The 18,821-nt window shown below is 69.5% G+C and carries 16 protein-coding genes; 10 read left to right on the forward strand and 6 right to left on the reverse strand.

What is annotated here, in order from left to right:
* Positions 1-106: 106 nt before the first annotated feature.
* Positions 107-2,332, reverse strand: a complete 2,226-nt coding sequence (locus J1792_RS04955; protein ID WP_207246706.1) for an asparagine synthase-related protein — start codon at positions 2,330-2,332, stop codon at positions 107-109.
* Positions 2,333-3,062: 730 nt separating this feature from the next.
* On the opposite strand from J1792_RS04955, the gene J1792_RS04960 reads away from it, so the two are divergent.
* Positions 3,063-4,541: an NsdA family TPR-like regulatory protein gene (locus J1792_RS04960; protein ID WP_086573802.1), complete on the forward strand. Its 1,479-nt coding sequence runs from the start codon at positions 3,063-3,065 to the stop codon at positions 4,539-4,541.
* A gap of 170 nt (positions 4,542-4,711) precedes the next feature.
* Positions 4,712-5,923 (forward strand): L-2-hydroxyglutarate dehydrogenase, encoded by a 1,212-nt coding sequence (gene lhgD, locus J1792_RS04965; RefSeq protein WP_086573804.1) that lies wholly within the window; start codon positions 4,712-4,714, stop codon positions 5,921-5,923.
* Between the two features lie 66 nt (positions 5,924-5,989).
* Here the strand turns inward: lhgD and J1792_RS04970 are convergent, their stop codons facing one another.
* Entirely contained in the window at positions 5,990-6,937 is a 948-nt protein-coding gene (locus J1792_RS04970; RefSeq protein WP_207246707.1) for a glycoside hydrolase family 16 protein, read from the reverse strand.
* A 317-nt stretch (positions 6,938-7,254) separates the two neighbouring features.
* Between J1792_RS04970 and trmB the strand changes: the two genes are divergently transcribed.
* From trmB to J1792_RS04990, 4 genes are all read left to right on the forward strand, one after another.
* Positions 7,255-8,007, forward strand: a complete 753-nt coding sequence (trmB, locus tag J1792_RS04975; protein WP_086570987.1) for a tRNA (guanosine(46)-N7)-methyltransferase TrmB — start codon at positions 7,255-7,257, stop codon at positions 8,005-8,007.
* An 88-nt stretch (positions 8,008-8,095) separates the two neighbouring features.
* Positions 8,096-9,466 carry a PrsW family intramembrane metalloprotease gene (locus tag J1792_RS04980; RefSeq protein WP_086570988.1) on the forward strand — a complete coding sequence of 457 codons (1,371 nt, stop codon included), beginning with the start codon at positions 8,096-8,098 and terminating at the stop codon, positions 9,464-9,466.
* Between the two features lie 64 nt (positions 9,467-9,530).
* Positions 9,531-10,736 (forward strand): DUF262 domain-containing protein, encoded by a 1,206-nt coding sequence (locus J1792_RS04985; RefSeq protein ID WP_086570990.1) that lies wholly within the window; start codon positions 9,531-9,533, stop codon positions 10,734-10,736.
* Between the two features lie 8 nt (positions 10,737-10,744).
* Entirely contained in the window at positions 10,745-11,362 is a 618-nt protein-coding gene (locus J1792_RS04990) for a HEPN domain-containing protein (RefSeq protein WP_143587695.1), read from the forward strand.
* Between the two features lie 40 nt (positions 11,363-11,402).
* Here the strand turns inward: J1792_RS04990 and J1792_RS33860 are convergent, their stop codons facing one another.
* Together J1792_RS33860 and J1792_RS35700 are read right to left on the reverse strand one after the other, a co-directional pair.
* Positions 11,403-12,356 (reverse strand): YDG/SRA domain-containing protein, encoded by a 954-nt coding sequence (locus J1792_RS33860; RefSeq protein ID WP_086570992.1) that lies wholly within the window; start codon positions 12,354-12,356, stop codon positions 11,403-11,405.
* A 449-nt stretch (positions 12,357-12,805) separates the two neighbouring features.
* On the reverse strand, positions 12,806-13,528 hold the full coding sequence (locus tag J1792_RS35700) for an ATP-binding protein (RefSeq protein WP_372446069.1): 723 nt from the start codon (positions 13,526-13,528) through the stop codon (positions 12,806-12,808).
* Between the two features lie 148 nt (positions 13,529-13,676).
* Between J1792_RS35700 and J1792_RS05005 the strand changes: the two genes are divergently transcribed.
* The 4 genes from J1792_RS05005 to J1792_RS05020 all read left to right on the forward strand — a co-directional run bounded on the left by J1792_RS05005 (position 13,677) and on the right by J1792_RS05020 (position 16,300).
* Complete coding sequence (locus J1792_RS05005; RefSeq protein WP_086570998.1) at positions 13,677-14,522, forward strand: helix-turn-helix domain-containing protein; 846 nt, start codon at positions 13,677-13,679, stop codon at positions 14,520-14,522.
* Entirely contained in the window at positions 14,522-14,731 is a 210-nt protein-coding gene (locus J1792_RS05010; RefSeq protein ID WP_086571000.1) for a DUF397 domain-containing protein, read from the forward strand. Before J1792_RS05005 ends, J1792_RS05010 begins: the two co-directional genes overlap by 1 nt.
* Before the next feature lie 324 nt (positions 14,732-15,055).
* Positions 15,056-15,952, forward strand: coding sequence for a hypothetical protein (locus J1792_RS05015; RefSeq protein ID WP_207246710.1), 897 nt, complete (start codon positions 15,056-15,058; stop codon positions 15,950-15,952).
* Between the two features lie 51 nt (positions 15,953-16,003).
* Positions 16,004-16,300 (forward strand): hypothetical protein, encoded by a 297-nt coding sequence (locus J1792_RS05020; protein ID WP_086571002.1) that lies wholly within the window; start codon positions 16,004-16,006, stop codon positions 16,298-16,300.
* Between the two features lie 18 nt (positions 16,301-16,318).
* Here the strand turns inward: J1792_RS05020 and J1792_RS05025 are convergent, their stop codons facing one another.
* Both J1792_RS05025 and J1792_RS05030 read right to left on the reverse strand, forming a co-directional pair.
* Entirely contained in the window at positions 16,319-17,266 is a 948-nt protein-coding gene (locus J1792_RS05025) for an aldo/keto reductase (RefSeq protein WP_086571004.1), read from the reverse strand.
* Positions 17,267-17,295: 29 nt separating this feature from the next.
* Positions 17,296-18,792, reverse strand: coding sequence for an MFS transporter (locus tag J1792_RS05030; RefSeq protein WP_179198935.1), 1,497 nt, complete (start codon positions 18,790-18,792; stop codon positions 17,296-17,298).
* Positions 18,793-18,821: the final 29 nt, after the last annotated feature.

The raw sequence follows: 18,821 nt of genomic DNA on the forward strand, positions 1-18,821 counted from the left end.
GGGGCCCGAGTAGAGCCCGGCGCGCTCGCGCCCGTCCAGTCATTTTACGGAGTGCGTCGCGCGCGGTCCGCTGAGCAGCGCCAGCCCTCGCGCCCCCGCACGCCCCTCACGGGCCGGGATGGGGCGCGCCGCCGCCCACGACCGAGCGCCTGCCGGACTCGGGGGCCGTGCCCGTCCAGCAGGAGCCGCGCCGGGCGAGGAGGCGGCGCAGCCAGACCTCGGTGGAGACGATCTCCGCGAGTCCGTCGAGCGGCAGCGGTTCTCCGGCGGCCGCCGCGCGGAGCGCGTCCCGGACGACCGCGGCCTCGATCAGGCCCGCCTCGGCCAGCAGGGGCGCGTCGAAGAGGTCCAGGAGCGGGCCGGCGGCGGCAGCGAGCCCGGCCCGTAGCGCCGACGCGTGCGAGGCGTGGGACGTCGCTCCCCAGCCGGGCGGCAGGTCGCGGATGCCGGCACCGGCCAGGGCGGCGCGCAGTACGGATGCGCGCGCCCCGGGGCGTACCCGTAGCGACTCGGGGAGGGCGCGGCAGGCGCGTACGACCTGGTTGTCGAGAAAGGGGGCGTGCAGCCGCTGGCCGCGTACCTCCGCGGCCTGCTCGAAGACGCGGTGGTCGGCGGCGTGGCGGGTGAGCGCGGCGGCGGCGCGGCGTTCGCCGGGGCGCTGGTGCTGACCCGCCGGGCGGACGGCCGCGCGCTGAAGGCGAACCGATACTTCAGCGAGCGCCTCACCCGTCAGCCAGCGCGCGGCGGGCCCCGGCCGGCACCAGGCGAGCGCCGCGAGCGAGGCGTCCACCGCCCCGGCCCCGCCCGTGCGGAAGCCGGGCGCCAGCAGCCGGGCCGCGGCCTCCTCCACACCCTCCCGGTAGGTCGTACGGGCCAGCCGGCGCGCCGCCCGGTAGACGGTGAACGGGACGGACAGCGAGTGCGTCGACGAGCTGTCCGCGCGGGCCAGCGCCGAGACCGGACGCAGGAGATAGCGGCGTCGACGGTCCATCAGCAGGTCGGCCAGCCGGGCCGGATGGGCGTCCAGGACCTGACGGGCGCCGTGTCCGACGAAGTGGTCGGCGCTGCCGGCGGCCAGCCGCCGCAGGTGCCGTCCGGCGGTGGCGAGGGCGGGTCCGGGTTCGTCCGTCAGCGGGCCGCCGGCCAGGCCCGCGTACGGCAGCGCCTCCGCGCCGGCCGCGACGATCACGTGCCGCAGGCGAGGGTCGGCGGCGATGGCGCGGGCGCGCTCCAGCTCGGACTCGCGGGCGGGGCCGCCGCCCGCCGCGAGGTCGTTGAAGGTGACGGCGAGCAGCCGTTCCCCGGCTCCCGTGCCGCGCCCGGGCCCGTAGGGCGGGCCCGGCATGCCCGGCAGCCCGGCGGCCAGCAGCGCCAGCGTGCTGGAGGCGACGCCTCCGGAGAGGTCGGCGCCCACGCCGGGCACCGGTCCGTGCAGCGCCTGGCGGTGCCGGTGGGTGCTCGCACCGGGGGCGGGAGCGGAGCCGGGCGCGCCGGACCCGAAGCCTTCGGATGCGGGGCCGGGGGCGCGGTGGCCCGGACCGTTGCCGTTGTGGCCCGGCCCGTCGTGGGTCGTGGTGGTGTGGGGTGCGGCGAGGCGGGTGCGTACCGCCTCGACCAGCGCGTCCCGTACGTCCTCGACGGCCTGGCGCACGTCGAGTCGGGGTGCGGCGACGGCGAGGGAGGCGGTGGGCTCGTAGCCGGTGATGTCGCGGGCGCCGTCGCGCAGGATCAGCGCGTGGCCGGGCGGGACGCGCCGTACGCCGAGGTAGGGGGTGCCGTCGCTCAGGGCCTCCGGCGAGTCGGGGCAGGCGAGGAGGGCCGCGAGGTGGCCGATGTCGAGCTGGGCCTCGACGAGGTCGGCCAGGGGCAGCGCGGCCGTGGCGTAGGCGGTGCCGCCGGAGAAGGCGGTGTGGAAGACGGGCCGGGCGCCGGCGAGGTCCCCGGCGACGGTGACGCGCCGGCCGGCCTGGGCGACGGCGGTGTAGCTGCCCGGCCAGGCGGTGAGGTGGCGCAGCGCGCCGCCGCGGGCGGCGAACAGGGCGGAGCGCAGGGTCTCGTCGCTCGCGCCGCAACGGCCGAGGACGGCGAGACGGGTGGCATGATCGGCTTGGACGACGCGGATCTCGTCGGGGCGCCAGTCGCCGACGGCCCACAGGGGCGCCGTACCGCCCCACAGGAGCCGGCCGCCGACGGGACGGACGGCGGGGTCGCCGGGGCCGGCGGGTTCACCGGAGCCGTGTCCGGGGCCTGGACCGGAACCGGGTCCGGGGCCTGGACCGGAACCGTGTCCGGTTCCTGCGGCGGTGCGGCTCCAGCCCACCAACCAGCGCATCGCCGCCTCCACAGGCTGTGGACAACCAACAGGTAGCAGTCATCATGCACAGCGATACGGCCGTTGCGACATCCGGCGTGCAACACATTGATTGCGGCGATGCGTCGGGCGCTCGCCCCTCCAACTCGCCTGGCGGCAGGGGCGGGTGGCGCACGATGCGAGTGCGGGCTGCTGCGGCGGCCGGATCCGGCCAAATTCGATTCGTCCGCACGGCGGGGGTTGAATCCGGACCTTTCGCCAACTGTCGCAGCCTCGCGGCGCACTTGGCGCACCGCCCGGAGCACCCGCCGGTGCGCTCGCGCGGGCGCGGCCGGGGCACTGCGCGCCGCCGGCGCCGGCCGGGCCGCCCCCGGGCGGATTCCGGGCGGCCTTCCGCTTCCGTCGGCGCGGCCTGCGGCATCACGGTCCGGGAGGCGCGAGCCACCTCCCGGACCGTTCCGCCGCCCGCGGGGAATGAGGCGGCGGCTTCCCCCAGCCCACTGAATCCAATGCAGCGGGCCGACCCACGCTCCTCCATGGAACCTCCGTCCGCGTTGGCGCGGACAGAGCGCACGATGGGCGCACGGCCACACACAACCGGAGCACGTGCCCCTCAATGCACGCACATACGGACCAGAATCTCGCCATCCGGGACATCACCTCTTAACGGTCGGGATGCGGCGAACTACGCTGGGTTTACGAATGCCTCCTGCCTATGCCGGGGCGGGCGTCGTGTCGTCGAGGGGTGCGCATGTCCAGGGAGCCACGCGGGCCGAATGAGAAGCTGGGCACTGTCCTCGCCCTCGCAGGGATCAGCAACGCCGGTCTCGCGCGCAGGGTCAACGACCTGGGTGCGCAGCGCGGACTGACCCTCCGCTACGACAAGACCTCCGTCGCCCGCTGGGTGTCCAAGGGCATGGTTCCCCAGGGCGCGGCCCCTCACCTGATCGCCGCGGCCATAGCGGCCAAGCTCGGCCGCCCCGTGCCGCTGCACGAGATCGGGCTCGCGGACGCGGATCCGGCGCCGGAGGTGGGGCTTTCCTTTCCGCGCGATGTCGGCCAGGCCGTGCGCTCCGCGACCGAGCTCTACCGGCTTGATCTCGCCGGTCGGCGCGGCGGCGGGGGCATCTGGCAGAGCCTGGCCGGATCCTTCTCCGTCAGCGCCTACTCGACCCCCGCCTCGCGCTGGCTGATAACGCCGGCCGACAGTTCGGTGGCCCGCGAGCCGCAGCAGGCGGCCAGGGAGGCCGAGAGCATCCGGGCGGACGGTGCCGGCGGCGCCCACGGCGCCGGCCCGGACTCCGCTTTAGCGCAGCGGGTCGGCCACAGCGACGTGACCAAGCTGCGGGAGGCCGCCGACGACGCCCGCCGCTGGGACTCCAAGTACGGCGGCGGCGACTGGCGTTCGTCGATGGTCCCCGAGTGCCTGCGCGTCGACGCGGCTCCCCTGCTGCTGGGTTCGTACAGCGACGACGTGGGGCGCGCGCTGTTCGGTGCGACGGCCGAACTGACCCGGCTGGCGGGCTGGATGGCTTTCGACACCGGCCAGCAGGAGGCGGCCCAGCGCTACTACATCCAGGCGCTGCGGCTGGCCCGCGCGGCGGCGGACGTCCCCCTGGGCGGCTACGTCCTGGCGTCGATGAGCCTGCAGGCCACCTACCGCGGCTACGGCGACGAGGGCGTCGATCTCGCGCAGGCGGCCCTCGAGCGCAACCGCGGCCTGGCCACCGCCCGCACGATGAGCTTTTTCCGGCTCGTCGAGGCGCGTGCCCAGGCGAGGGCGGGCGACGCGCCGGCCTGCGGTGCCGCGCTCAAGGCCGCCGAAGGCTGGCTGGAACGGGCCCGTCCGGGCGACGCCGACCCGTCCTGGCTGGACTTCTACTCCCCGGAACGGTTCGCCGCCGACGCCGCGGAGTGCTACCGCGATCTGCGGATGCCGCGGCAGGTGCAGCGCTTCACGGAGCAGGCGCTGGCCCGTCCGACGGAGGAGTTCGTACGCTCGCACGGCCTGCGGCTGGTGGTCTCGGCGGTCGCCGAGCTGGAGTCGGGGAACCTGGACGCGGCATGCGCGGCGGGCACGCGGGCGGTGGAGGTCGCCGGACGGATCTCCTCGGCGCGTACGACGGAGTACGTACGCGATCTGCTGCACCGGCTGGAGCCGTACGGCAACGAGCCGCGGGTGGCGGAGCTGCGCGAGCGGGCCCGGCCGCTGCTCTTCGCTCCGGCATAGCCGGATCACTGTCCGATCGACCTCGGCGCGCTGGCCGGATCGCTGTCCGGCTGCCCGTGAGTGATCTTCAGTGTTCTCATCAGGCGCGTCGATGTCAGTGGTACAGGTCATCATGGGTGCGTGGGTGAGGCGCTGAGGGGCATGCACGGCGGCGAGCGCGGGGAGGTGACGTGAGGGTGGCGTACGACTGCGACGTGCTGGTGATCGGCGGCGGGATCGTGGGCCTGTCGACGGCCTACGCGATCACACGCGCCGCGCCGGGCACGCGCGTGGTGGTGCTGGAGAAGGAGAGCGGCCCGGCACGCCACCAGACCGGACGGAACAGCGGCGTGATCCACAGCGGGATCTATTACCGCCCCGGTTCCTTCAAGGCCCGCTTCGCGGTGCGTGGCGCGGCGGAGATGGTCGGGTTCTGCGCCGAGCACGACCTGCCGCACGAGGTGACGGGCAAGCTGATCGTCGCCACCGAGCGGTCCGAGCTGCCGCGGCTGCACGCCCTGGTCCAGCGCGGCCGGGAGAACGGCATTCCGGTGCGGGAGCTGGGCCCGGCGCAGATAGCGGAGTACGAACCGGCGGTGCGGGGTCTGGCCGCCATCCACGTCGGCACGACGGGCGTGTGCGACTACGGCGCCGTGGCGCGGCAGCTGGCGCGCCTGGCGGAGGACGCCGGCGGCTCGGTGCGCTACGGGGCGGAGGTGCGTACCGTGGGGCGGCGGGGCGCGACCGTCGCGGTGCGCACGGCGGGCGGCGAGGTGCTGCGGGCCCGGGCGCTGGTCAACTGCGCGGGGTTGCACAGCGACCGGATCGCCCGGCTGGCGGGCGACGACCCGGGCATGCGGATCGTCCCTTTCCGGGGTGAGTACTTCGAGCTGGCCGCCGACCGTGCGGACCTGGTGCGCGGCCTCGTCTACCCGGTGCCCGACCCCGCCTTCCCCTTCCTGGGCGTCCACCTCACCCGGGGTGTCGACGGCACGGTGCACGTGGGGCCGAACGCCGTGCCGGCGCTGGCGCGCGAGGGGTACGACTGGGGGACGGTGCGGCCGGGCGAGCTGGCGGAGACGGTGACGTACCCGGGCGCGTGGCGGATAGCCCGGCGCCACTGGCGGTACGGCGCGGGCGAGGTGCGGCGCTCGCTGTCCAGGAGCGCCTTCACTACGGCGGTGCGGCGGCTGCTGCCGGCGGTGCGGGCGGAGGACCTGATACCGGCGCCTTCGGGCGTACGGGCGCAGGCGGTGCTGCGCGACGGGACGCTGGTCGACGACTTCCTCTTCGCCCAGTCTCCGGGCATGGTGCACGTCCTCAACGCCCCCTCGCCCGCGGCGACGGCGTCGCTGCCGATCGGGCGGGAGGTGGCGCGGAGGGTGCTGGCGGGGCTCGAGTGACTCGAGTGAAGGGTGTGGGGGCGGCGTGCGGGTCGGCCTGGGGGTGACGGCCGGGCCGGGCGCGGGTCAGCGTTGGGGCGCGTACGCCCGTACGTAGTCGACGAGCATCCGGGCGGGGAAGGGCGTGGAGCGGTCGGGCGGTCCGGGCCAGTCGCCGCCGACCGCCAGGTTGAGCAGCAGGTAGTGCGGGTGGTCGAAGACCCACCTCTGGCCGCGCCGCAGCTGGTTCTTGCACGCGTTCCCGTAGGTCGTGCCGTCGAGGTACCAGGTGACCTTGTCCGGGGTCCAGTCGACGCGGTACGTGTGGAAGCCGTCGGCCAGGCTGGCTCCTCTGGGCAGCGCGGTGTGCCGTTCGAGGCCCTGCGTGACGTAGCCGGGGCCGTGGATGGCGCCGTGGGCCGTGCCGGGCTCCCTGCCGAGCGCCTCCATGACGTCGATCTCGCCGTTGGCGGGCCAGGTGACCCTGTCGGAGTTCGCGCCGAGCATCCAGAAGGCGGGCCACAGCCCCTGCCCCCTGGGGATCTTGATGCGGGCCTCGAAGCGGCCGTAGGCGCGGGCGAACCTCCCCTTGGTGGTCAGCCGCGCGGAGGTGATGTCGCAGGGCCCGACGCCGCATCTCATGCCGCGCAGCCGTTCGTGGCGGGCGGTGAGGGCGAGGTTGCCGTGGCCGTCGAGCGAGGCGTTGGAGGGGCGGTCGGTGTAGTACTGCCACTCGTGGTTGCCCCACTTGGGCTCCCCGCCCAGTTCGAAGCCCCATTTGGTGCGGTCCGGGCCGCGGCGGGCGGGGCCTTGGAACTCGTCGGACCAGACGAGCTTCCACCTGTCCTGGTCGCTCTGATCGTCGCGGGCTTCGCGGGCGGCGCGAGCGACGGAGGCTGCGCGCTTGCGCGGCGCGGCGTCGTCGTCGCGGACGTCGTCACCGGAGTGGGTCGGGCCGCAGCCCGTGCCGGCGAGCGTGAGGACGGCGATGGCTGCGGTGATCGCCACGGTCAGGGAGGGGAGGCGCAGTCGCATGAGGGGTTCCGGGGGTTCCGTCGGAGGAAGAGGGGGAGGGTTCTCCGCCCTGGTGGGCCGGGCCACGAGGAGCGTAAGAGGGGCGACGGCCGAGGCAGGGGCGACGCCACACCACCAACACGATTGATCACACGATCGGCTGAGCGCATGATCGGCTGTCCAGGACGGCGTCATGCGGCGTCACGAGGGTCGAAACGGTGTGACGGCCGCCGCTTCCCTCAGCCCTCCGGGGACGGGCCGGGCGCCCGTAGACTTGGGGAACTGTGTCCGAGAACCACGCCTCCCCCGCCCCCGCCGCTCCCGCCGCAAGCCCGGCCATGCCCCGCGCCCGGCGGGAACCGATGTTCCCCGACGGCCCGGCCCCGGACCCCGCGGGTTCGCACCACGAGCGCCGCATCCGCTCGTTCCAGCCGCGCCGCAGCCGCGTCACGACCGGGCAGGGCGAAGCTCTGCGCCGCCTGTGGCCGAAGTGGGGCCTGGACATCGACGGTCTGAGCAAGCTGGATCTCGGCGAGCTCTTCGGCGACCCCGAGCTGCCCGTCGTCCTGGAGATCGGCTTCGGCATGGGCGAGGCGACGGCCAAGATGGCGGCCGCCGACCCCGGCACCGGCATCCTCGGCTGCGACGTGCACACCCCCGGCCAGGGCAACCTGCTCAACCTCGCCGAGCAGAACGGCCTGAGCAACGTCCGGGTGGCCAACGGCGACGCGATCATCCTGCTGCGCGAGATGCTCGCCCCCGACTCCCTCGCCGGCCTCCGCGTCTACTTCCCGGACCCCTGGCCCAAGAAGCGCCACCACAAGCGCCGCCTGATCCAGCCGGAGTTCCTGGCGCTCGCCGCCACCCGCCTGGCGCCCGGTGCCCTGCTGCACTGCGCGACGGACTGGGAGCCGTACGCCGAGCAGATGCTCGAGGTGCTCTCGGCCAGCCCGGACTTCGAGAACACCCAGGCCGACGGCGGCTACGCCCCGCGCCCGGAGTTCCGCCCGCTGACCCGGTTCGAGGGTCAGGGCCTGGACAAGGGGCACGTGGTGCACGACCTGCTGTTCCGCCGCCGCGCGCACCAGTAGGAACCCGGCGGGAGCACGCCGGCGGCCCCACCCCGCCCGGGCCGGAAAACGGTCACTGCACCGGGCGGGGCTTGGTTAGGGTCGACGCGTGCATGAGTCCGCCACCGCGCCCCACCAGCAGCCCCCGCCCCCTCCGGCGTTCGCCCACTACAAGCCGCGCCGCGCGCTGTGGGACACGCTCTGGGACAACAAGGCAGTACGCGTCGGCGGACTGTTCCTGCTGCTCGCCCTCTGCGGTCTGATCATCCTCGCGCTCGTGCGCGAGCAGACCGGCACCGAGGGCTTCCTGGTCGGGCTGGGGCTGGCCGTACTGCCCGTACCGCTGCTCATAGCCGCGTTCCGCTGGATGGACCGGGTCGACCCGAAGCCCTGGCGGAACCTGATCTTCGCCTTCGCCTGGGGCGCCTGCGCGGCCACGCTCGTGGCGCTGCTGGCCAACGGCATCGCCACGAAGTGGCTCGTCACCACGATCGACTTCTCCGAGCGCGGCGACGCCTCGAGCGTGGGCGCCACCTTCGTCGCGCCGGTGGTCGAGGAGAGCGGCAAGGCCGCGGCCGTCCTCCTGCTCTACCTCTTCCGCAGGCGGGACTTCAACGGCATCGTCGACGGCGTGGTCGTCGCCGGCGTCACGGCGACCGGCTTCGCCTTCACGGAGAACATCCTCTACCTCGGCAACGCCTTCGCCTCCGACCAGAGCTTCGGCTACTCGGGCCTGCACTCCACGACGGCGGCGACCTTCTTCATCCGCGTGCTGATGTCGCCCTTCGCGCACCCGCTCTTCACCGCGATGACCGGCCTCGGCTTCGGCCTGGCCGCGACGCTGGCACCGCGGCGCCGCGTCCTGCGCGTGCTCGTACCCGTCACCGCCCTCCTGACCGCCATGCTCCTGCACGGCCTGTGGAACGGCTCGGCGAGCCTGGGCGGCCTCGGCTTCCTGGCCGTCTACGCCCTCTTCATGGTCCCGGTCTTCGGCCTCCTGACCTGGCTGACCATCTGGTCCCGCCAGAACGAGCTCCGCATCATCCAGGCCCACCTCCCCGCCTACCAGGCCGCCGGCTGGCTCACCCCGCCCGAGCCCCTCGCCCTCTCCTCCATGCGCGCCCGCGGCATAGCCCGCGACGTGGCCCGCCGCACCGGCGGCCCGGCCGCGGCCCGCACCGTCGCCGAGTACATCTCGTTCGCCACCTCCCTGGCCTTCCTCCGCCACCGCGCCCACCGCGGCACCCCCGACCCCGACTTCACGGCACGGGAGCAGGAACTGCTCCACCACTTGTGGCAGCGCAAGACGCTGGCCCAGCCGGCCCTGGCCCAGGCCACGGCGGGAGTACCCCGGCCGTTCGGGGGGCCGATGGTGGGGGCGACGCCGTTCGGGGGGCTTCCGGTGCAGCAGTGGGGGGCACCGCCCGCGATGCCTGTCCCAGGGGCGGAGTGGCCCCAGCGACCGGGGCTACATCGGTGAGATTTGCCAGTCGCGTCTCTAAAAACGCATCCATCAAATCTGTATCAACAGAAAGGTGAATACCGTGGCAGAATTGAACGACTGGGATGACGCTGACGGCGAGGAGAATAGCGACCCTAGCGAAGTCCGTTCCGATGACGCCATGAGGGCAGTTGTCACGGACACCGACTGGACTACGGAGACGATCCTTAGCCAACTCCGCCGGGGGAACATTCAGCTTAACCCAAGATTCCAACGACGCGACGCCTGGAATAAGGCGCGCAAGAGTCGGTTCGTTGAATCGCTAATTCTAGGGCTTCCGATTCCTCAGATCGTCCTCGCTGAAGACAAAGAGAGGCGCGGTAAGTTTATCGTTCTCGACGGAAAACAGCGACTCTTGGCAATAAGCCAGTTCGCCTCCGGCTCCTCCTTCGGCTCAAGCAGCGGAGAGGCCGGATTCCGCAAGTTTGGCCTCAGCGGCCTGGAGGTACGAGACGACCTAAGCCGCATGACTCTCGATAAGCTTGAGAGTGACCCAGAACGCGTCGACGATCTCAATGCATTCCTCAACCAAACGATACGAACAGTCGTCGTTCGCAGCTGGCCCAACGAGGATTTCCTCAACCTGGTATTCCTGCGCCTTAACACGGGAAGCGTTAGCCTCTCACCTCAGGAGCTGCGCCAAGCTCTGCACCCCGGAGAGTTCACCGACTATCTAGACGATGCAGCTTCGAGTAGTGTCTGGCTGCAAAAAGCATTCCGTATCGATCGCCCAGACTTCAGGATGCGCGACGTAGAGGTACTCCTGAGGTTCTATGCGTTCCACTTCCGCCTTTCGCACTATTCAGGCAACCTCAAGAAGTTCCTGGACGAAACGGTGCAAAAATTGAACACAATCTGGGCGTCAGACCCCACTCAGATCAAGGATGCAGCAGGCGAATGCGATCGTGCCATCGAGATGACATTTGACATCTTTGGCTCCGATTCTTTCCACCGCTGGTCCGAGGGCGGGTACGAAGGTCGGTTTAATCGCGCAGTATTCGACATCATGACGTACTACTTCAGTCGCCCAGAAGTACGTGACGCGCTCCCAGCAAATCGTGCCAGCGTAAAGCGCGCCTTCGAGGAGCTCTGCGCACGAGACACCAAGTTTGTTGAGTCGATTCAAACCACCACAAAGACCCCCGAGGCGACTCACCGACGCTTGGCTGCCTGGGGCCTGGTTTTGCGAGATGAGCTGGGAGTACCGGTAAGGATCCCTAGCTTCATCGACAACCGACTGTCGTCTTAGGCGGCGCAATGTACTCAAGCCGCTTCAATGACCTCTCGGAGAGAATATCTGAGCTTCGGAATAACCTACTTCCAAAAGAAGAGGATTTCGAGCCGACCGGCCTTTATGGCGACGACATCTACGACCACACTCGAGCATTTCGCGTCCTGGCACACGCCGAGTTCGAATCGTTCATAGAGGATCGCGTTGTTGACGTAGCTAACACAGCTTTCGAAGCATGGGTCAATTACAACCAAATATCACCTTGCTTACTCGCTCTCCTCGCTTACAACGAGGCTGGATATGGTGAGCCGACATCCCTCCTCCAGCCGCCGCAGAAGAAATCGCCAGACCTTGCGAGTCGGGTTTCTTCTGCAAGGAGCTCACTGACGAGCTACGCACGCACCAAAAATCACGGCATAAGAGAGAAAAATCTGCTCCGGATGCTGCTCCCACTGGGCGTCCTGGAGGACGAAATCGACACTGAGTGGCTGGCGGCCACAGATGCATGGGCCAGGCAGCGAGGAGCTACTGCTCACACATCAGGAAAGACGCGCGTCCAGCCAAACCCCGAGCGCGAACTGAAGACAGTTCGCGAAATACTAAACGGCTTCGGCGACATCGATACAGCACTGTCAGGGAAGTAGACGGCCCTCTCTGCTGGCGAAACCAGCAGAGAGGGCTCTTCTAGAGCTCGAACACGCCTATCTGCCCATTACGATCCGCCCAGCGAGACCGATGTTGGCGGACATAGGACACCTGGATCCGGTGTTCACTAAGGCGGGTTAGCGCTCTTCGATATTGCCCACTCAGCCCGTCAATGACGTCTAGTGAATCGCTTATCTGGAGTGCACCACGATCGAATAGTGCATGACAGTTCGGGCAAAGACAGAGGATATTCTCTATCACGTCCGGTCCACCGTGAGGTTTCCCTAGAGCTTGAATGTGGGCAGCCTCGCTGTACGCCTCGCCTGTAGGGGACACGACCAACCTCAGGTCACACATCTGGCAAGTTTGCCCGTACATGTCCTTAATCCTGTTCGCGGCAGCCGTGTCCCGCGCCAGCTGCCGCGAATTGATGTATCGGCGCACCTGCGCCTCCAAGGGGGTCATGTCGGCGTCTACACCTTCGGTAGTCGACACAGCCTCCGGCTGCGGAGATATATCGTCATCGTGCTCCATTTTCACCAAGTGAAATCGGCAGATGACAAACCCCTCTTTACCGGGCGTCATCCAGTGATCGGCGACTCGATAGAGCCCTCGATACCGATACCCACCCGTCGCCCGGCGCCGCTTCTTACCGCGTATTTCGAGGCCCTCGATTACTCGAACAGGGTGGCCGGCGGCCTGATTGAAGACCAGCCCTGCATTTCCTCGTTCTTCAAGAGTTTGGTCACTGATGAGGCGACCAGTGTCGCGGTCACGTCCGCCTGCCCCCGTATAGAAGATCTCGTCCCCACGGTCATCATCGTCGATATATCCACCTGACATGACGATGGAATCGACGCCCGTCTTGGCAGTCCCAGAGATGCCCCGCCCCCGTCCCCGGTGCACATCCTTGGCATAGAGGTCATCGTGGTCCGCGAACCAGTCGCCTTCCTTCACGCCAGGCGGGGTTCCGAACTTGATCGGTTTCGACATGGAGTCATGGTGTCAACGAGGCGATCACCATGGCACACAGGCGAACAAAAGTGTGAGCGCCCCCACAAGGGCGCTCAGCGCCTAGAAAGTCCCCCACAGGCGCACGCACTTGGCGAAGTCGGACCGCAGCTGCCACCCGATGTTGCAGATCCGAACCAGGGCGTAGTGCAACGCATCGCACCCACCCAGATGCGGCGGTGGCAGCACCTCACTCCTCTGAACTGGGGTTGAGCTTGCGACCACCGAGGGGCCGATGATCGCGGTCACCAAGAGGCTGTCGTCATCCACGCTGACGGGGATCAGGGGGTAGACAACGATGCCTTCCAAGAACCCACATGACTGCGCTGCTGAAACAAGCGACTCCACGTCGAGTCCGTGGGCCGACCGTCTCCGTTCCCTCTCGTACGCCTTAGATATGGCAGCCAGGTCTGCGCCACCGAAGCCGGCCCTCACGTCCGTTCCACCTGTGCCGTCAAACGTGCCCGCGCATGGCGGAGGAGCGTTTTGGGGTCATCACCGTGGATCTGACACCAGTGGAGCAGGTCTGCGATCAACCCAGCTACCGCTCCTTCGGCGACCGCATGACCGAGAAGAGAGCTACTTCCTCCCACCACGGGAGTCCGCCTGTTCAGAGTTAGGAGCGCTTCCGCGGGCGACACCCGTGGGCCGGAGTCACATCGGCCTGCGGTGGGCGTAGGGCCAATCGGCAACTCACACCAGATCGTTTTGCCGTGGTCGTTGGGGGTCACGCCCCAACGGTCGGCTACGGCGTCGACCAGACGTAGACCGCGGCCGGTCTCCTGTGCCGAGGTGGCCTGCCTTAGTACCGGGAAGCCCTGCCGGTCGGGGTCGCGTACTTCGACCCGTACCCGCGTTCCGTGCAGGGAGAGGGCAATCCAGACCGGGGTCTTGGCGCCCACATGGGTGATGACGTTGGTGATGAGCTCCGTCAGGCAGAGCTGCACCACCGCCACGAGGTTCGAGACTCCCCAGAGTCTCAAGGGAGTGACGACGATCCGTCGGAGACGAGCCACGTGTTCGGGAACCGCCACGAATGGAAGTTCCCACGTCATAGGTGGCACGTCGCACTGACACATGCTCATGCGAACCAGTCCCTCCGCCACGGCAGCGCTGCGCCTGGTCGTGTCCGTACGACCGCACTGCGTAAGCATCGCTGAGGCGAGTATGGCGACTGAGAAGTCTCGTCATGCAACTTCTCACGAACCGGGAGAGTGAATCTGATGGGACGCAACTTGCCGACCTCTTAGCCTGGTTGGCTTGTCAGAGCTGAAGCCAGGCCAACGATGAGAGGCAGATGTCATGCCCGCGCGAAGCACAACACGGCGCCGCCAGCTTGGTGCGACCCTGCGCAAGCTGCGGGCGCGCAAAGGCATGACATTGGAGGAAGCAGGGCGGATCGTCGGCGTCTCGAAGGCCACCGTGAGCCGGTACGAGACGCAGGCCGGGCCCGTGAAGTGGCCCATCGTGGATGCCCTGTGCCGGGAGTACGGGGCGACCGAAGCCGAGCGCACAGCCGTCGTCGCGCTGGCGAAGGACGTGAAACAGCAAGGGTGGTGGAACTCCTTCGCCGACTCCATCCCCGAGCACATCAATCTGCTGCTCACGCTCGAGGACGAAGCTGTCCGCGAAGACCATTTCGCCTGTCTCTACGTTCCCGGCTTGTTGCAGACGCGTCGATATACCGAGGCTGTGCAGCACGCCTCCGAGATGCGGTTCTCCACCGAAGAGATCGAGCGGCTTGTCGACATCCGCATGAAGCGCCAGGAGATCCTGAAGCGCACCAGCCCACCGCACCTGTGGGTGATCCTCGACGAGTCAGTGGTGCGACGAACCGTCGGCTCGCGTGACGTGATGAGCGAGCAGCTATCGCACCTACTGAAGGCGAACGAGTCCCCCAACATCACCTTGCAGGTTCTGCCCTTCACCAAGGGCGCTCACTCGGCCGCCATGGGCAGCTTCGTGATCCTCGGAGGGGTGGAGCCTTCGCTCGACGTGGTCTACGTGGACATCCACGTCGGCTCGCTCTTCATGGAAAAGGACGAGGAGTTGGAGCGGTACAGACTTGCGTTCGACTACCTGCGCGCACAAGCGTTGGACATGGCGGCCACCTCCGCCCTTATCGAACGCGTGCTCAGGGAGATGTGATGCAAGAAGTGCCCTCAGCGATACCGAGGGAAGCGTGGTTCAAGTCCTCACACAGTGGTGCCGGTGCCACCGAGTGCGTCGAGACCGCGTTCGCGGCGGGCTGTGCCGTCGTACGAGACTCCAAGGCTGTGGGCGGCGCCGTCCTTGCGTTCTCGTGCTCGGCATGGGCGGGGTTTGTCGCGGGCCTGCGGGACGGGGCTCTCGCCTGACGTTCGCCGGCCCGAAGCTCGGGGTTCGGGTGGGCGGCGCCGTGGGTGAAGCCGGCGGCCACCCTGGACTGCCTGGTCGTCCGGGACCTGAGACTCGGGGGGCGGGATTCGAGCGCTCTACCAAGGAAGGGGTGGGTGGAACCCACTCCCACCACCCGCCCTCCCCTCGCCCAACTCGCCTGCCAGCACACCGGGATGACTTTTCGCAACCGAGTCGCCACGGTGCGCTGTCGGCGTGTAGCGTGCGGCGCAACAAACAACCCCCGCAACGGTGTTAGCAGCACCGCGCGGGGGTCTGACCACCTAGATCGAACGGACGATCTCGTGGCTGACGCCAACCTTACCGCCGTCCCCATGGCCGCGCCCGGATACGGCAAGCAATCCGCGCCCTGCCAAGCCCCGCGGAGCCAGAACGACTTCGCGCATCTGCCCGTCCGCGAGGCGTACATCGCCGCCTACGTCGACCGGCTTCCCGACGGGGCCGCCGTCGACATCAAGACGCTCGCCAAGCAGATCCCCGCCTACGGGCAGCAGGCCGTGGCGACCGCCCTCAACAAGCTCTCCGTCGTCGGTCATCTGCGGCGGTTCCGGGAGACTCTCGGCGAGGGGCGTACGCAGTGGGTGTCGCGGACGTACTTCTCCCGGACCCCGCGCGATGACGCCTGGTGGGAGCGGTTTCTCAGCGGCGACACGGCTACGGATGCCGCGCCCGTACCTGCGCCCGTGCCCGCGCCCGTCGCCCTGCCGGCTTCCCCGCGTCCCCTCCACTCCCCCGCCTACTCCGCGCTGGTCGCCCTCGGCCAGGCCTGCCCCCAGCTCTCGCTCTCCGCCGCCGAATGCGCCGACCTCGAGGATCTCGCCGCCCAGTGGCTCGAGCGCGGCGTGGCGCCGACGGACTTCGTGCGGATCCTTACGACGGGGCTGCCCAAGGTCATCCACAGTCCGGGCGCCTTCACCCGTAAGAGGCTCGTCGACAAGGTGCCGCCCGAGCCGCTCCCCGACGCGCACGCGACCACACCACCGTCCCGCCGCGTCATGGAATGCACCGGCTGTGGCGTCCCCGGGCGGCCCGAGGCGCTTTCCGGGGGCCTCTGTCGTGCTTGTCACGGCGAGCCGCCGGAGGTGGATCGGGCGGCCGTCCCGGTCGGCGAGGACGTTCATGTCCTGGTCTCCCGGCTGCGCCTTCTGGCCCGAACGCGGCAGCGGGAAGGGGCGCGTTAGCCTCGGGAAGGATCAGGTCTCTACGGGGAGGTTGCAGCAGTGGCAGCAGCGATGAAGGTTCCTACGTCCGTGATCGCCGCCGCCGGGCTCGTCGGTGGGTACGGCGTGGCGCGGTGGACCAAGAAGCGGCCGCTCGGTGGGGTGGTGCTGGCTGCTGCCGGGGCTGTGGCTGCCAGGCAGTGGAAGGACTCGGCCGGGAAGGGTGCCGCCGCCGCGTTGACCGGGGCGTACGTCGCCGCCTTCGCCGGGTCGCACCCGCTGGCGAAGAAGGTGGGAGCCTGGCCGTCCGTGTTCGGGGTGGCCGGGGCCGTCGCGCTTGCCTCGTGGGCCGTGGAGCGGCGCGCCTGAGCAGCGCCGCTCCCGGGCCTACGCCGACGCCTGCGTCAGCCTCGTCAGGTCGGCCCCCGTCAGCTTCAGGTCCGCGACCGCCAGCAAGGGCGGGAGCTGGTCCACCGTGCGGGCGCTGGCCAGGGGGGTGGAGACCGTCGGCTGGGCGGCGAGCCAGGCCAGGGCGACCGTGGCGGGCTCGGCGCCGTGGGCCGCCGCGACCTCGTCCAGGGCGGCGAGGACGCGGGGGCCCCGCTCCGACTCGAGGTACTTCTGGGCGCCGCCCGCGCGGGCGCTGTCGACCGTGGCTCCGGGGCGGTACTTGCCGGTGAGGAAGCCCGAGGCCAGGGCGAAGTACGGGACGGCGGCCAGGCCGTGCTCGGCGGCGACGGCGGCCAGGTCGCCCTCGTAGGTGTCGCGGGAGACCAGGTTGTAGTGGGGCTGGATCGCGACGTACTTCGCCAGGCCGGAGGCGGCCGAGAAGTCGAGGGAGGCCCGCAGGCGCTCGGCCGTGATGTTGGAGGCGCCGATCTCGCGGACCTTGCCCTCCTTCACCAGGCCGTCCAGCGTGGTGATGATGTCCTCGACCGGCACCGAGGTGTCGTCGACGTGGGTGTAGTAGAGGTCGATGTAGTCCGTGCGCAGGCGGCGCAGGGAGGCCTCGACGTCCGCCCTGATCACGGCCGGCTTCAGGCCGCGGTGTGCCGGGACGCCGTGGCCGACCTTGGTGGCCACGACGACGGCGTCGCGGTTGCGGCGGGCGGCGATCCAGTCGCCGATGACGGTCTCGGATTCACCGCCCTGGTTTCCGGGCACCCAGGCCGAATACACGTCGGCCGTGTCGATGAAATCGCCACCCGCTTCCGCGTACGCGTCGAGGACGGCGAAGGACTGCTTCTCGTCGGCGGTCCAGCCGAAGACGTTGCCGCCGAGGGCCAGGGGGTGGACGGAAAGACTGCCGATCTTACGAGGAGTGTTGTCAGCCATGCGAAGTGTCAACTCCCCTGCGCAGGTAGTTATTCCGCGGGTGCGGGCGCCGGCAGGGGCTCCGGAGGGTGGACGGAAAGGGGTGCCGCGATGTCCTCGAGGGAGCGGCCCTCGGCGCGTACGGCCAGGAAGGCGGCCACCACTCCGCCCACGCACATCAGCGCCGCGCCGATCGAGAAGGCCAGGACCGTGTCGCCGACGACTCCGTTCTGGGTCAGGGCGGAGAAGAGCAGGGGGCCGCTGATGCCGCCCGCCGCCGTGCCCACCGCGTAGAAGAAGGCGATGGCCATGGCCCGGGTCTCCATCGGAAAGATCTCGGAGACCGTCAGGTACGCGCTGCTCGCGCCCGCCGAGGCGAAGAAGAGGACGACGGCCCAGCAGGCGGTGAGGGTGACGGCGTTCAGCAGGCCGGCGCCGAAGAGCCAGGCCGTGCCGAAGAGCAGGACCCCGGCCAGCAGATAGGTCGAGGAGATCATGATGCGCCGGCCGACGGTGTCGAACAGCTTGCCGAGGAGGAGCGGGCCGAGGAAGTTGCCCACCGCTATGACGGCGAAGTAATAGCCGGTGCGGGAGGTCGAGACGCCGAAGAAGCGGGTGAGGATGGCGCCGAAACCGAAGGTGATGGCGTTGTAGAGGAACGCCTGCCCGATGAAGAGGGCGAGTCCCAGGGCGGCCCGGCGCCGGTAGTCGGAGAAGACCGTGAGCGCGATGTCCCGGAAGCCGAAGCTCTCGCGCTGACCGATGGTGATGCTGCCCTTGGGGGGTGGCAGCTCGGTGCCCTTCTCCTTGGTGACGCGCTTCTCGATCGCCGTCACCAGCTTTTCGGCTTCGTCGGCGCGGCCGTGGATGAACAGCCAGCGCGGACTTTCCGGCACATGGCGCCGTACGAGCAGGATCACCAGCCCCAGGATGACGCCCAGCCCGAAGGTCAGCCGCCAGCCCAGGCCCTTGGGGAAGATGCTCGTGTCGAGCATGAGGATCGACAGCAGCGAGCCCGCGATGGCGCCGAGCCAGAAGCTGCCGTTGATGATCAGGTCGACCCGGCCCCGGTAGACGGCGGGGATCAGTTCGTCGATGGCGGAGTTGATGGCCGCGTACTCGCCGCCGATGCCGAAGCCCGTCATGAAGCGGAACGCGAAGAACCACCAGGACGAGTACGAGAGCGCGGTCATCGCCGTCGCGCCCAGATAGACGGCGAGCGTGACCATGAAGAGCCTCTTGCGGCCGAAGAGGTCCGTCAGCCGGCCGAAGAAGAGCGCGCCGGAACACGCTCCCGCCACATAGAGGGCCGCGGCCAGACCGGTCACCCCGCCCGAGGTGATCGGCAGGCCGCTGCCCTGCTCGGAGAGCCGGCCGGCGATGTTCCCGACGACCGTCACCTCCAGGCCGTCCAGGATCCATACCGTGCCGAGACCGATCACCACAGTCCAGTGCCACCGGGACCAGGGAAGGCGGTCCAGGCGCCCAGGCACCGACGTGGTGATCGTTGTCGCGGTCGTCGTCACATGCTCTGATTTCCCGATCAGCAGCAGAACATTCCCACCAAATGGGATAT

The sequence above is a fragment of the Streptomyces triculaminicus genome (assembly GCF_017349075.1).
Taxonomy (GTDB): Bacteria; Actinomycetota; Actinomycetes; order Streptomycetales; family Streptomycetaceae; genus Streptomyces; species Streptomyces triculaminicus.

Bases quoted from the DNA above. Each gene is read 5' to 3' on its own strand.
- J1792_RS04955 (WP_207246706.1), bottom strand. From the start codon at position 2,332: ATGCGCTGGTTGGTGGGCTGGAGCCGCACCGCCGCAGGAACCGGACAC.
- J1792_RS05020 (WP_086571002.1), top strand. From the start codon at position 16,004: ATGAAGGTTCCTACGTCCGTGATCGCCGCCGCCGGGCTCGTCGGTGGG.
- J1792_RS05025 (WP_086571004.1), bottom strand. From the start codon at position 17,266: ATGGCTGACAACACTCCTCGTAAGATCGGCAGTCTTTCCGTCCACCCC.
- J1792_RS04990 (WP_143587695.1), top strand. From the start codon at position 10,745: ATGTACTCAAGCCGCTTCAATGACCTCTCGGAGAGAATATCTGAGCTT.
- J1792_RS04970 (WP_207246707.1), bottom strand. From the start codon at position 6,937: ATGCGACTGCGCCTCCCCTCCCTGACCGTGGCGATCACCGCAGCCATC.
- J1792_RS33860 (WP_086570992.1), bottom strand. From the start codon at position 12,356: ATGTCGAAACCGATCAAGTTCGGAACCCCGCCTGGCGTGAAGGAAGGC.
- J1792_RS04960 (WP_086573802.1), top strand. From the start codon at position 3,063: ATGTCCAGGGAGCCACGCGGGCCGAATGAGAAGCTGGGCACTGTCCTC.
- J1792_RS05005 (WP_086570998.1), top strand. From the start codon at position 13,677: ATGCCCGCGCGAAGCACAACACGGCGCCGCCAGCTTGGTGCGACCCTG.
- J1792_RS35700 (WP_372446069.1), bottom strand. From the start codon at position 13,528: ATGCTTACGCAGTGCGGTCGTACGGACACGACCAGGCGCAGCGCTGCC.
- J1792_RS05010 (WP_086571000.1), top strand. From the start codon at position 14,522: ATGCAAGAAGTGCCCTCAGCGATACCGAGGGAAGCGTGGTTCAAGTCC.
- trmB (WP_086570987.1), top strand. From the start codon at position 7,255: ATGCCCCGCGCCCGGCGGGAACCGATGTTCCCCGACGGCCCGGCCCCG.